Raw genomic sequence first — 13,880 nt, 5'->3', positions numbered from 1 at the left:
GTCCGATAAAACGACAAAAAACCGCCCCGAAAGGCGGTTTTTCATTTGAATTCCAGACGCAAAGCCTCCAGAATGTCGCTTTCATTAAACGATGAGGGCGACCTTCGGGAAGATGCCGACCACAATCAAGGCGATAGCGGCAAGGGTCACGGCAAAGCGCAGCAAGTAAGCATACACGGTATTCTTGCCGCAGCAGCACTTGCATTCGCATTCAGCCTTGAGGGGCATGAAGAGCACGAAGGCGATGCGCAGGTAGAACACTGCGGCCACCAGCGAAAGGCCAAAGGCAATCGCGGCGATTACGCCGAGTCCACCCGAAAGGGCATCGGTAAAGAGCGTGAACTTGGCGAGGAACCCTGCTACAGGCGGCATACCAGCAAGGCTTGCCAAGCAGACCGTCGTAGCGACAGCCACATAGGGACGCTTGCGACCACGGCCCTGGATATCTTCCAGAGATTCGTTCTTGTCATCCTTACCGGCAAGGTAAGCGATACCGGCCAAAGCGCCAGCGCTACCGACAGCGTAGGTAAGGAGGAAGTAGTACATGGCGCCCATCTGCACCGTACCTTCGGTTGCATAGTCCGGCAGCAAGAGGCCAATCACGATAAAGCCTGCGTTCATCACGGCAGAGTATGCCATAATGCGGCGGATAGACTTTTGAGCGAGACCGCCGAAAGCGCCGATTGCCATAGAAAGCAGCGACACCACCACAATCACGTAGAAAAGGCTCTTGTTTTCACCGTGAATGGTCACCTGTTCAGCCAAGTTCCATGCCGGAGCAGAACCGATGCGGGTCACCAGCGAGCCAAGCCAGAGCGTACCCAAGGCAGCGAGAGCACCCACCTTGACGACAGCGGCCATAAAGCCAGTCACAGCCACAGAGGCACCCGTATAGACGTCTGCCACCCAGAAATGGAGCGGAGCCGCACCGGCCTTAAAGAGGAGTGCAAACATGGCCAAGAGAACGCCCATGCCATAAAGCAGGCCGCGGCCAGCGATTACAGAAGAGAAAATGTGGGTCGAACCGGTGGCACCGTAAATGAGGGCCACGCCGTACAGGAAGATTGCGCTGAAGACCGAGCCCGAAACGAAGTACTTGAAAGCACCTTCGTTAGCATTCACGTCTTTGCGGCGAAGACCCACCAAGGCGTAAATCGGGAAGCTGGCCAGTTCCATGCCCAAGAAGAGAGCAAGGAAGTCGATAGCCTGGGTCATGAGCAATGCACCGCAGGTTGCAAGCATCAACAGGGCGTAAGCTTCGCCACCCTTGAACTTTTCGTGGCCGAGTGTCCACTGGAGGCCCGCAATTCCGAGGAATGCGCAGAGCACGACAGAAAGACCAAGAACTCGACGAATCGGATCCATGGCATACAGGTCCATGAAGGTATCGTTAGTGGTCAGGTAGTAGGCACCAGCACCAAGGGCAATGAACAAGGTTGCCACCCAGGGCAAAATCTTGTGCTTGTTTTCGTCCTTGATAAAGGGTTCTGCAGCAAGCGTCGTGAGGGCGCCCAAAGCCACAAGAATCACCGGCAAGAGATTCACGTAATTACTCATTGGTAGAAGCCTCCTCGTTTGTTTTGGCCTCGTTAGATTCTGCGTTTTCGTTCGCATCGGCGACGTCGGTTTCGCTCATGGCCTTAAGCTGGGCAATCAGCGAAGCGCGTTCTTCGTCGGTAAAGCCGTTTGCCTTCAGGTTGGAATCCAGCTGACGCAAATCATCTTCGGTCATGGGCTGAGCCACGGCAGCAATGTTTTCGTCCACAATGGATTCGCCAGTGGTATCGGCAGAAGCTTCAACCGTCTGGGCGTCGTCAGCAGGATGAGTCAACTTATTCATTTCCTGAACAGCGGTTTCGTCAAAGAGCTGGAGCGCATTGGTAATGAAGGCCGGATGCATACCGAACACCAGAAGAAGGACACCCATCACGCCGATCGAAGATCCTTCGAGAGCGGTCATGCGCTTGCCGTCTTCATATTCGCGGGCAGGCTTGCCAAAGATGACCTTCTGCACAAAGCGAAGCATGTAGGTTGCCGAAAGAATCAGGCAAAGACCTGCGGCAAGTGCCGGAAGCGGGCCCATATCCCACAAGGACATCAGCACCGTAAATTCGCCAACGAATCCGGCCGTTCCCGGAACAGCGAGAGAAAGCACCGCCAGGAATCCGAAGAGGGAACCGAACACGGGGTTGCGAGAAGCAAGACCACCGAGCTGTTCGATATCGCGAGTACCGGCAAAGCGTTCGGCAATACCCATCAGGTAGAACTGGGCGCCAGCAGAAAGACCGTGAGCAACCAAAAGCACCAAGACAGCCGGCAGCATGGATTCAGAGAGGCTGAACACGCCTGCCACAGCCAAGCCCAAATGGCTCATGGAGCTGAAAGCGAGGAGTTTCTTGCCGTCAGTAGCACGGAGGGCCATCAGGGCTCCGTAAATGGCCGTAGCCAAGCCAAGCCACATCATGGAATCCACCACTTCCATCGAAAGCGGGAAAATCGGAAGAATCCAGGCGATGAAGCCGAACACGCCAGCCTTACTCATGGCACCCGTAAGGATTGCCGAAAGCGGAGCCGGAGCTTCTGCATAAGTGATTGCCTGCCAGCCATGGAACGGGAAAATCGGAGTCTTCACCAAGAAGGCGAGCAAGAAGCAAAGCAGAAGCGTCATCTGCGTTGCCGAATCAAGATTCTGGAGAGCCACCGCCAAGGAAAGCACCAGGGAGTTGTCTGCCAGCGTAATCAGGTACCAGAGGGCAACCATCATCGGGGCAGAACCGACCAGGGTGTAAATTGCGAAGGTCATAGCGGCCTTGCGACGTTCCTTGCCACCGAAGCCTGCAATGAGCACTGCGGCAGGAAACACCATGGCTTCGAAGAAGAAGAAGAACAGCACTGCGTCTGCGGCGAGGAACGTACCGTTCATAGCGCCCATCAAGGCAAAAATGCCGATGGCGAAGTTGCGGTAGTTCTTGTCGACCGTATTACGAGCCGTCATCAAGGCCACAAGAGAAAGGGCGCAAGAAAGGAACACCATCCAGGCACCCAGACCATGGCTGTACAAGTAGTAGTAAACAGCACCCTTGGCACCCGGAATGTGGAACCATTCAACAGCTTCGGTAGCCTGGTTGCCGCTGGCGATCAGAGCAATGGACAGAGCAACGAAAGCAAAGCCGAACAGGAAGGCCAGTCTAGAAGAAGACTTCGGATCTTCCTTGGAAGTAGCCATCATCAAAATGGCTGCGGCAAAAGGAGCGAGGACAAGAAGATGTAAAAGCATTAGAACAATCCTCCGGTCAAAAGTACAACGGCAACTAAGGCGGCGACACCCACCAGGCTAAGCGTAAGCTGCACGCGCACCTTGCGCACCTGGAAAGAACTCACGCCATCACCAATGATTTCAACAATGGAACCCACGGTCCACTGAATTCCCTGCAGGACCTTATCGACAAACATGTCAGCGATAAAGGCTGCAGCCTTGGTCATGACAATGAAAATTTCATGGATGTAGTCGAAGAAGAACGTCCAGTCAGCCTTGGCGCCAACAGGAGCGCTGCTCAACTTAGCCGGAATGCGCGGGATGCGAGTACGGCCGTAAAGCGCGTAGGCAATAATCATACCGAGCAGAGCGGCAGCCGTGCCGAAGCAGGCGAAGGTCAACGCATTCACGTGATGAGTTGCAGAGCCCAAGCTGTAGTTCTGGGCCTCGCCCACCACCGGAGCAAGAGTATTAGCAAAGAACTTGATGCCCATGGAATCAGCCCACAGGTAACCGGCAAACACGGCACCGAAAGCGAGAATCACCATCGGGATCAGCATGCTGGCCGGAGCTTCGTGAATGTGTTCTTCGCTTTCCTTGGAACCGCGGTATTCACCGAAGAAGGTCATGATGATGAGACGACCCATATAGACCGCCGTAATCACAGCCGTAAGGAGACCCGCAAAGTAGAAGACTTCACCGAAAGGAGCGTTCGTATAGAGACGTTCCAAGATAAGATCCTTGGACCAGAAACCAGCAAAGCCCGGGAAGCCGATAATCGCGAGGAAGGCGAAAATCATCACGCAAGCGGTCACCGGAGTCTTCTTGATGAGGCCACCCATGCGGCGCATATCCTGTTCACCCGCAAGGGAGTGAATCACGGCACCGGCGCCCAAGAAGAGGGCAGCCTTGAAGAAGGCGTGGGTGAACACGTGGAAGATCGAGGCGTCGAAGGCAGAAGCGCCAGCAGCCATGAACATGTAACCGAGCTGAGAAATGGTCGAGTAGGCCAGCACCTTCTTGATGTCGTTCTGGAAGAGACCTGCAACTGCAGCCCAGAAAGCGGTAAGCATACCCACAATCAAGATGATGATGAGCACTTCAGGAATAAGAACGAACATGCGGCTGAGACGAGCCAGCAGGTACACGCCAGAGGTCACCATAGTAGCGGCATGGATGAGGGCAGACACAGGAGTCGGACCAGCCATGGCATCCGGGAGCCAGGTGAGGAGCGGAATCTGAGCGGACTTACCCGTGCAACCCACGAAGAACAGAAGGCCCGCAATCGCAAGGATCGGAGCGGCAAGTTCCACATGGCCACCAGCAAGAAGCATTTCAATGAACTTGTTCAAGGCATCGTAATTCAAAACGGCGGAGCCACCCAGCGTTGCAAGGCAAAGCATACCGAGCAAGAAGCCGATATCACCCACGCGGTTCACGATGAAGGCCTTGTTAGCGGCCTTGCAGTTGTTCAAGTCGTGGTTCCAGAAACCGATCAGCAAGTAGGAGCAAAGGCCCACGCCTTCCCAACCGAGGAAGGTGAGGAGCAAGCTGTCGGAAAGTACGAGCACGATCATGCTGAACAGGAAGAGGTTAATGTAGGCGAAGAAGCGGGTAAAGCCGCGGTCACCGTGCATGTAACCAATCGAGTAGAGAGCGATGAGCGAACCGATACCGGTCACGAACAGGAGCATCACGCGAGAAAGGCCGTCGAACAGGAATCCGATATCGACCTTGAGCATCGGGATGTCAATCCAGTTGCAAAGCGTTTCGCGGATACCGCCATCGGGCATACCGAAAGCAAGAATCACCACGAACACAAAGGATACCACCGGGAACAGCACCGAGAGGGCGCCCACAAAACCTTCAGAGGGGCCTTTCTTGCTCCCCGAAGAAATCACGGCAATCGCACCCAGAAGAATCGTTCCGAGAAGCGGGAAAAGAGGAATTATCCAAAGCGGTAAATTTGTCATTGCTTACCCCTTCATATTGGAATAGTTGTCGGAATCGACACTTTCACGGTTGCGGAAAATGAGGATGACAAGAGCGAGGCCCACGCAAGCTTCGGCAGCAGCGACGGCAATCGAGAACAGCGGGAAGATTTGGCCCGCCACGCTCAAGTCGGCCGGAAGCGTCTTTGCAAAGCCCACAAAGGAAAGGTTCACGGCATTGAGCGCAAGTTCAATACCCATGAGCACAAAGAACACATTGCGGCGAGAAAGGGCGACAATCAAGCCGATGGTGAAAATCACCAGGGCAAGAATCTGGATGTAAATCGGTTGGAGTTCCATTACTTATCCTCCTTATGATCTTCTTCAGAGACCTCGGAGCCCAAGCGCTTCTTAGCCATCAGCACAGCCGCACCCATGGAAGAAAGCAGCAACAGGCCAAGCACTTCGAACAACACGAAGTAACCGGGACCCGTCTTCGAAGTATCGAAAAGATTCTTGGAAGTCATTTCCACAGAACCACGGAGCGTCGTGACGTCGAAACCCATGGGAGAAAGCACCAGGGCAAAACCCACGAGACCGGCAAGGGCAAGCGCCGCAATGACCACGAAGATGGACACGCCATCGAACATGGGCGTCTTGGAATCCTTCGCGGCGTTCAAGACGGAAATCACGAATACCAGGAGCATCATGATAGCGCCGGCGTAGACCATGATCTGCACCACACCGATAAAGGGGCTACCTACGAGGCCGTAAATGCCCGCAAGGGAAAGCATGGTGAGCACCAGCGAAAGACCGCCGTACAACGGGTGCTTCGAGAAAAGCACGCCAAGAGAGGCAACCACGGCAATCGCAGCGAGAACAATGAAATAAATCAGGGCAAGCATTACTTTACCTCCATTCCCCAGACAGCGCGCGCCTGGGCATTCTTTGTTCCACCCGGAGCCTTCTGGCTCTGTTCATCTTCGGGGTAATCCTTCGGATCCCAGCTCGTGAGAGTCTTGAGGTTTGCCACGAATTCTTCGCGGGTGCGATGTTCAAAGATGATTTCCTTGGTATCCATGCGGAGAGCGTCCACCGGGCAGGCTTCAACGCAAAGGCCGCAGAACACGCAAGTCAAATGGTCGATATCAAAGCGCTTCACCTTCTTTTCGATACGCGGATCGTCACTGGCAGTAGCTTCGATATAAATACAGTGAGCGGGGCAAGCTGCAGCGCACATGCCGCAGGCCACGCAACGGGGGGTACCATCGGGGCGCAACATCAGGCGATGCTTGGCGCGATAGCTGCTAAGAACTTCGGGCTGACCTTCCGGATAAGAAATAGTCGGCAATTGTTCGTAGCGGAACAGACCGCGGGCGGCGTGCTTGAGAGTCGTCCACAAACCGCGAATGGCCTCGAAAATGTAGAGGCGTTCCACCCAGTTCATGGGTCTTTGTTTAATAACGCGGGCCATTAGTTACCTCCCAAAAGCTTTGCAACCACGGCGGTCACAATGAGGTTCAAAATAGCGATGTTCAAGATAATCTTCCAGCCGAGATGCATAATGTGGTCGTAGCGGAAGCGCGGGAGAGTCCAGCGAACCCAAATCCACACCCAGCAGAAGAACACGCTCTTGGCGAGGAGCACCAACAGATGAATGGCGGCAGTACCGAGAGCAGCACCGAGGCTGTTCACCACAACGCCGTTAACCATGGAGTATTCCGGGTTGTAGTAGAGCCAGGAGCAAACGCCAGCAGCGATGAAGGCTGCAGTAACAAGCCAGGCCACCGTCTTGTAAAGTTTGTATTCCTGCAAGATTTCCATCTTGTTGCTCTGCTTGGAAGCGGCAAGCTTGCGAGAATAGCGGTAAATCATGTGGAGGAAAGCAAGACCGAGGAATGCCATCACCCAGCAGAGAATGGCGAGAGAGCCACCCATATGGGTCTGGATGGTTTCGGTCGTTACAAACGGAACCGAGTAGCCGCCCAAGAAGAGGGTTGCCACCAAAAGGCTGCTGATGCAAATGTGGGAGTATTCACCCATGTAGAACAAGCCGAACTGCATGGCGCCATATTCGGTGTGATAACCGGCAACGAGTTCCGGTTCACCTTCGGCCACGTCGAACGGAGCACGACCCGTTTCAGCAATCGTCGCAATCAAGAAGCAGAAGAAAGCCACCGGCTGAGCCACAATGCCCCACACATGGTGTTCTTGCCAGCTCACGATATCGGTGAGGCTGAAGGAACCTGCGAGCAACAGGAGACCCATCATGGAAAGGCCCTGGCAGACTTCGTAGCTAATGGTCATTGCAGTGGTACGCAAGGAACCGAGGTAGCTGTACTTGGAACGAGAGCTAAGACCAGCGAGAACGGCACCGTAAGCAGAGAGGGAGCTGAAACCGAAGAGCAACAGGATGCCCACTTCGGAATCGACAATCGGACCTGCAATACGGACGACCTTACCACCCCATTCGAACACCATCGGACCAAACCACGGAATCACACACGGGCTAAGGAACACGATGGCAAACGGGATTGCCGGAGCCACATAGTAGAGGAACTTCTTGGAACCGCTCGGAGCAAACATTTCCTTGAAGAAAAGCTTGGTACCGTCGCACATGTTCTGCACATAACCGAACAGGCGAACCTTACCGAAGAACGGAACCTTGATGTAAGAGCGGTTCGGGCCCTGGCGGTCCTGCATAAAACCTGCACCACGACGTTCCATAGGAATCAGGAGCAGAATATAGAGAACCGGCACAAAGCAGAAACCAAACTTTGCGATGGTAATGACCCATTCCACCCAAGTTTTGGATTCAATAATATCCATTAGGCGTTACCTCCTTCGAGCAACTTGCCAGTGCTCTTGATGGTATCGTAAGAGAGTCCAGCCAAGGCGCTTGCGTACTCGCCCGCCTTCTTGAAGGCAGCGAAAGCGCTTTCGAACTTGCAACCGGCAAGTTCAGAGAGCACTTCGTAAGCGGGGCAAAGGTTTTCGTCGGGGCAAACCGGGCAGGCATTCAGCTTCTGAAGAATGTTCATGCTGTTCACCATAGTGCCCTGGACTTCGCTCCAGTGACGAATACCGAAAGCCAGCGTGGCCTTCTTGGAGGTTGCATCGTCGAATGCCGAGAGAGCAATGCGAGTCGGAATCGTTTCGAGAGCGGCAGTAACTTCGCCACCTTCGCCGAAGAGATCAGCATTCACCGTAATAAGCACCTTGAATTCAGGAGCTCTCTTCACGACATCCTTTCTGCAACGATCGACGAGATTGTCAAGGTTGTTATCGGGGATGCCGAGCAGCTTGAAACCGGCGCGGTTAGCAAGCGGGTCGCCACTCATGGCGATACCGTCGGGGGCACCCACCTTCTTGAAGGTGCCGCCGAAGAGTTCGGCGGAGTCGCCCAAGGCTTCCTTAAGCACGCGGAGCGCAGCGAGATCTTCGTTCGTGCAAGAGCCACCGGCAACGAGGGCGACCTTGCCCCCGTTCTTAATGGCAGCCTTCACCGCATCCAGGTCCATAGACGGGAGGCGGTTCTTGTCGAAGTTCTGGAATGCGAGACGGCTGGTGTTAGAAAGCCAGCTGCGGTTCACTTCGGGGTTGCAACGCGGCATGACGCGATAGATGTGACCGTCGGCGTAATCAAGCCAAATGTTTGCGCCCAAGGAGTCGTCCATCGAAATCGTCGGCGTGTGGGAAAGCAACCAAACGCGCTTCTGGAAGCGGAAGTACTTTGCGGTCATGGCGCCTACCGGGCAAACGTCGGTGACGCACAAGTCGTATTCGTGATCCAGCTTTTCGCCCGGGAACGTAGTAATGTAAGTGTGGTCAGCACGGCCAGCAAGTTGCAGCTGTTCGGAACCGGCAATGGTACGCATAAAGCGCACGCAACGGTCGCACTGCACGCAGCGTTCTTCGTCAAGCAAGACGCGGGGACCGAGATCCACGTGCTTACCGCCACGGAGCTGCCCCTTGGCATCAATGAACTGGTGAGCCGGATTGCCGTGGTAGTTCTTGCCGTATTCGGGACGCATGCGGGATTCGTTCTGGCCCGCTTCCATAAAGTTTTCTTGCAAGGTGCATTCACCGGCCTTGTCGCAAATCGGGCAATCGAGCGGGTGGTTCACCAGCATAAATTCCTGGGTTGCCTTGCGGGCATTCTTCACACGGGCGCTGGATGCCGGCGTGTAGATTTTCATACCCGGAGCCACCGGCGTATAGCAGGCAATCACCAGCATGCGACCGCGGGGGCCTTCTTGTTCCACCAGGCACTGGCGGCAGTTACCGGACACCGGCAAATACGGGTGGTAACATACGTGGGGAGTTTCAATCCCGACAGCCTTGAGGGCTTCGAGGAGGTTCGTATCGCCAGGAACCATCACCGCCTTGTCGTCCACGAAGATTTCCACCTTCGGGCTATTCTCGGTCGGGAGTTTCGGCATGTTGTAGAAGTTACTCATATGATTACCAGAAAATTCCAGGACGATAGTTTTCCTGAACACGCGGCTTGGCATGTTCGGGGTTCTTTGCGATTAATTCATCGAAGTCGGCTCTGAACTTTGCGGTGTAGCTAGACACCGGGCCGCCGAGAGAAATGGAAAGCGGGCAAATCGTCACGCCGCCAAATCCACCACTCAGGCTCTGCATCAGTTCCACGTCGCCATCGTGACCCTTGCCTTCCACAATCTGGTTCAGAATGCGGTGCAGAAGGCCCGTACCTTCGCGGCACGGAGTGCACTGGCCGCAAGATTCGTGGCTGTAGAAGTTGCCGAGCACGTTCAGGAGTTCAGCCATGTTGTGCGTATCGTTAATCACAATCATGGCGCCCGAACCGAACATCGTCTTCATCGAGGCGAGGCATTCGTAGTCCATCGTGGCTACGGCACATTCGCCTGCGTTCAGCGGAGCGCAAGAAGAACCACCCGGAAGCACAGCCTTCAGGTTTCCGCCCACGACACCGCCGGCATAATCGTTAATCATCGTCATCATCGGAGTGCCGAGCGGAGCTTCGTACACACCCGGATTCTTCACGTCGCCCGAGATGCAGAACACCTTGGTACCACCGGCGCGCGGCGTACCCATCTTGGCGTATTCTTCGGGTTCATGCTGGAAAATCCACGGGAGAGCCATGATGGTTTCGACGTTGTTCACGCAAGTCGGAGACTTCCATGCACCGCTCACCGCCGGGAAAGGAGGTTTGAGGCGGGGCTGACCCTTCTGGCCTTCGAGCGAGTTGATAAGAGCAGTTTCTTCACCGCAAATGTAGGCGCCAGCGCCACGGTGAACAAAGATATCGAAACTGAACTTGGTCCCGCAAATATTTTCGCCGAGGTAACCGGCGGCGTACGCCTGATTCAAAGCCTTGTTCAAGCTTTCGATGCAAGGCAGGAATTCGCCACGGCAGTAGATGTATGCGGCTCGGCTACCGAGAGCCCAAGCTGCAATAATCAAGCCTTCGATCAAGCGGTGCGGATCTTCCATCATCAGGAAGTGATCCTTGAACGTACCGCCTTCGCCTTCGTCAGCGTTCACCACGATGTACACGGGCTTGCCGGAATTGCGCGGAACAAAGCTCCACTTCATACCGGTCGGGAAGCCTGCACCGCCACGGCCACGGAGACCGGAACGCTGCACGTAGTCAATCACTTCGAACTGGCTCATGTTGAACAAGCGATCCGAAATGTTTGCGTAGCCGCCCAACTTCTTGTAGACTTCAATGTCCTGGGCGCCCTTGCCAAAATTTCCTGTACAAACTTTTACTACTTCAGCCATAATTACTTAGCCTCCTCTACCGGAGCGGGCTTCTGAGTGGTAACCGCTTCCTTGGAAGGTTTTGCAGTGCGTTCGCCCGAAGTGGCAATCATGCGGTACACATCGCCGACCTTACCGGCTGCGTCCACAAAAGCCTTGTCCTTCACGCCGGGTTCACCGACAGCGACCCAGTTGCTGCCGTCCTTCTTTTCGACGACAATCTTCGTGAATTCAGGAGCGCCCTTCCAAGTAAGGGTGGCGCCGTTTTCGTCAGCTTCAGCCTTCACGTTCAAAACCGGAGAAGGCGGAGCGTAGTCGGCGACCTGCGGCTTTGCCGTAGCGCCCGGAGCACCGGGGTGACCGCCGTGGCCCTTCACGATTCCGCCGAGCACGTCGTGCTTCGGAATGTTGTTGGCGTGGGCCTTGCACCAATCGATAATGCGATCGATGCTTGCTTCGGTAAGAGTCGTACCGCGCTTCATCTTGAGCTGACCGTCAATAACGTCGGTGGCGAAGTCATCGTTCACCAGCATCATCGGGCCGTTACCGCAGCTACCGAGGCATTCCACCTGGAGCACAGTAAACATGCCATCAGGAGTCGTTTCGCCGGACTTAACGCCAAGCTTGTTTTCGACATACTTGATCAGCGGCTGTGCACCCTTAATGGCGCAGCTGATGTTGCGGCAGAACTGCAACAGGAACTTGCCCTTCGGGGCGTGATTATACATGGTATAGAAAGTGGCGACACCGAGAGCATGAGCCGGAGCGCAACCGCAAACGTTTGCAGCCCAACGGATACCTTCGGTCGGAACCCAACCGAACACGCCCTGCACCAGCCAAAGAACTTCAAGCAGAGCGCCCTGGCCCACCGGATAACGGCTGAGCAAGTCGGCGCAACGTTCCTTGATTTCAGGAGTGTCGAGCTTTGCGAGCACTTCCTTCGGAGCGGGCTGCGGAACAGGCTTGTTCACGTAGCCAAAAGTCTGACCCGGATCCGGGAGAGCGGGAATCGCTTCGCTCGGGCCGTCGAACTTCAAATGGTTATTCGATACAAACTGAACTGCACCTTGAATATGTTGTGTCATCGGTCAAGTTCTCCAGCAATCATGTTGAGGCCAGGCAGAGTTGCCATCGAGTCGGCAAGAGTCAGGCCTTCGACGAGTTCGTTAAACGCAGAAACGTGGGCAAACGAAGGTGAACGCACCTTGATGCGGTACGGGTGGCCAGAACCATCAGAGACGATGGTGAAGCCGAGTTCGCCGTTCGCGCATTCGCTTGCGCAGTAGTATTCGCCTTCGGGCACGCGGATGCCTTCGTACACGCTCTTGAAGCGGCCGATAAGGGCTTCCATATCCTGGTAGGCAAGCTTGTGCGCGGGCACGCGGATGCGCGGGTCGACGATGTCGACCGGGCCCGGAGCGAGACGCTTCAGGGCCTGGCGCACAATCTTCACAGATTCTTCAATTTCAGCAAGACGCACCTGCAGACGGTCGTTGGCGTCACCCTGCGTGCCGACCACGACTTCCCAGTCGTAGGTTTCGTAGTCGTAGTAAGGTTCATCCTTGCGGAGGTCGCTTTCGACGCCCGTGGCACGGAGACACGGACCGGTCCAGCCGTAGCTGATAGCGCGTTCGGCAGAAATCTTGCCGACACCCACGGTACGGTCGAGGAAGATACGGTTGCGGTCCAAGCAAGCGTGCAGATCCTTAAGGGCCTTTTCCACCGACTTGCAAGCAGCGAGAACGTCGTCTTCAAAGCCGTTGTAGCTATCGCGGTAGAGGCCGCCAATGCGGGCAAAGCTATTCGTCAGGCGAGCGCCCGTGAGCTTTTCCCAAATCAGCATGATTTCTTCACGCGGGTTAAAGGCGTACATGAACGGAGTCGTACCGCCCAAGTCCTGGAATGCGGCAGCCACGCAAATAAAGTGGTCGTTAATGCGGGAAAGTTCGTTCACAATCACGCGGAGCACCTTGGTGCGTTCCGGGATTTCGATACCGTACATATTTTCGACTGCGCGGCAGAATGCAATGTTGTTCATCATTGCAGAGCAGTAGTTCAAGCGGTCGGTGTACGGAATCACCTGCTGCCAGGTGCCGCGTTCGACCATCTTTTCAAAGCCGCGGTGCATAAAACCGATTTCATGAACACCAGCCACGATGGTTTCGCCATCGAGAGCAGCCAGCAAGCGCACGCAGTGGTGGGTCGCCGGATGCGTCGGGCCCACGTTCAGGGCCATCAGGTTCATCTTTTCGCCATTCGGGTCAAGTACGATCATTCTCTGATACTCCCTTCAAGATATTCTTCTTCGACAGGCATGATTTCCTTGGAGCGCTGGATCACCTTGTAGCCCTTGTCTTCCAGGCGCTTTTCCAGTTCCGGAATCAGGAAGTCGGTCGTCGAGAGCCACTGGCGCTTCTGGGCAGGGTAATCCTTGCGGAGCGGGTGACCCACAAATTCAACATGGTTCAGAATGCGGCGCAGGTCGGGGTGTCCTTCAAACACGATACCGTACTGGTCATAGACTTCGCGTTCGAGCCAATTGGCGCTTGCATACAAATCAGTAATGGTCGGAACCTTCAGGTCAGCCTCGCTGACCAGCACCTTAAGACGGACGCGAGAGCCCGGCTTCTTAACGCACTTAAAGGCGTAACTCACGGCAAAACGGGGACCTTCATGGTTCGGGTAAGTCAGGTAGTCGATACCAGCCAAGTCCAGGAGCATATCAAACTGCATCGACGGGTCGTTCTTCAAGAATTCAACCGCATTATGCAGGTATTCCTTGGGAACCACCACACAGGCATCCCACTTGGCCTTTTCATCACGCTTGGCGCCAAACTTGGATTCTAGAATGTCAATCACGGATTCCATCATTACTCCTTCCAGAACTGGGCTTTCTTGACAAGTTCCTGCTCTTTTTCCGTCACGAATTCCTTGAGTTCGGC

At 55.0% G+C, this 13,880-nt stretch carries 12 protein-coding genes; all 12 read right to left on the bottom strand.

Features of this window, described 5'->3' with window-relative positions:
• Positions 1–84 precede the first annotated feature (84 nt).
• From BUA40_RS09655 to BUA40_RS09600, 12 genes are read right to left on the bottom strand one after another with little or no spacing between them, the layout of a single operon-like run.
• Positions 85–1,557: an NADH-quinone oxidoreductase subunit N gene (locus tag BUA40_RS09655; RefSeq protein ID WP_072800437.1), complete on the bottom strand. Its 1,473-nt coding sequence runs from the start codon at positions 1,555–1,557 to the stop codon at positions 85–87.
• A complete protein-coding gene (locus tag BUA40_RS09650; RefSeq protein WP_072800436.1) occupies positions 1,550–3,277 on the bottom strand; it encodes a complex I subunit 4 family protein in 1,728 nt (575 codons plus the stop codon). The genes BUA40_RS09655 and BUA40_RS09650 overlap by 8 nt, the downstream gene beginning before the upstream one ends.
• Positions 3,277–5,229 (bottom strand): NADH-quinone oxidoreductase subunit L, encoded by a 1,953-nt coding sequence (nuoL, locus tag BUA40_RS09645; RefSeq protein ID WP_072800435.1) that lies wholly within the window; start codon positions 5,227–5,229, stop codon positions 3,277–3,279. The genes BUA40_RS09650 and nuoL overlap by 1 nt, the downstream gene beginning before the upstream one ends.
• 3 nt (positions 5,230–5,232) lie before the next feature.
• Positions 5,233–5,547: an NADH-quinone oxidoreductase subunit NuoK gene (gene nuoK, locus BUA40_RS09640; RefSeq protein WP_072800434.1), complete on the bottom strand. Its 315-nt coding sequence runs from the start codon at positions 5,545–5,547 to the stop codon at positions 5,233–5,235.
• Positions 5,547–6,092 (bottom strand): NADH-quinone oxidoreductase subunit J family protein, encoded by a 546-nt coding sequence (locus BUA40_RS09635; RefSeq protein WP_072800433.1) that lies wholly within the window; start codon positions 6,090–6,092, stop codon positions 5,547–5,549. The genes nuoK and BUA40_RS09635 overlap by 1 nt, the downstream gene beginning before the upstream one ends.
• Positions 6,092–6,661, bottom strand: coding sequence for a NuoI/complex I 23 kDa subunit family protein (locus BUA40_RS09630; RefSeq protein ID WP_255369273.1), 570 nt, complete (start codon positions 6,659–6,661; stop codon positions 6,092–6,094). Before BUA40_RS09630 ends, BUA40_RS09635 begins: the two co-directional genes overlap by 1 nt.
• The gene (locus BUA40_RS09625) at positions 6,661–8,016 is read right to left on the bottom strand and encodes a complex I subunit 1/NuoH family protein (protein ID WP_072800431.1); all 1,356 of its coding nucleotides are present in this window, start codon (positions 8,014–8,016) and stop codon (positions 6,661–6,663) included. The genes BUA40_RS09630 and BUA40_RS09625 overlap by 1 nt, the downstream gene beginning before the upstream one ends.
• Entirely contained in the window at positions 8,016–9,647 is a 1,632-nt protein-coding gene (locus tag BUA40_RS09620) for an NADH-quinone oxidoreductase subunit G (protein WP_072800430.1), read from the bottom strand. Before BUA40_RS09620 ends, BUA40_RS09625 begins: the two co-directional genes overlap by 1 nt.
• Before the next feature lie 4 nt (positions 9,648–9,651).
• A complete protein-coding gene (nuoF, locus tag BUA40_RS09615; RefSeq protein WP_072800429.1) occupies positions 9,652–10,959 on the bottom strand; it encodes an NADH-quinone oxidoreductase subunit NuoF in 1,308 nt (435 codons plus the stop codon).
• Positions 10,960–10,961: 2 nt separating this feature from the next.
• Positions 10,962–12,023, bottom strand: a complete 1,062-nt coding sequence (locus tag BUA40_RS09610; RefSeq protein WP_072800428.1) for an NADH-quinone oxidoreductase subunit NuoE family protein — start codon at positions 12,021–12,023, stop codon at positions 10,962–10,964.
• Positions 12,020–13,213, bottom strand: coding sequence for an NADH-quinone oxidoreductase subunit D (locus tag BUA40_RS09605; protein WP_072800427.1), 1,194 nt, complete (start codon positions 13,211–13,213; stop codon positions 12,020–12,022). Before BUA40_RS09605 ends, BUA40_RS09610 begins: the two co-directional genes overlap by 4 nt.
• Positions 13,210–13,809 carry an NADH-quinone oxidoreductase subunit C gene (locus tag BUA40_RS09600; RefSeq protein WP_072800426.1) on the bottom strand — a complete coding sequence of 200 codons (600 nt, stop codon included), beginning with the start codon at positions 13,807–13,809 and terminating at the stop codon, positions 13,210–13,212. Before BUA40_RS09600 ends, BUA40_RS09605 begins: the two co-directional genes overlap by 4 nt.
• Between the last annotated feature and the right edge of the window lie 71 nt (positions 13,810–13,880).

Source organism: Fibrobacter sp. UWT2 (genome assembly GCF_900142545.1).
Classification (GTDB): Bacteria; Fibrobacterota; Fibrobacteria; order Fibrobacterales; family Fibrobacteraceae; genus Fibrobacter.
Note: the sequence above shows the minus strand (reverse complement) of the source record. Positions and strands in the feature narration are given on the sequence as shown.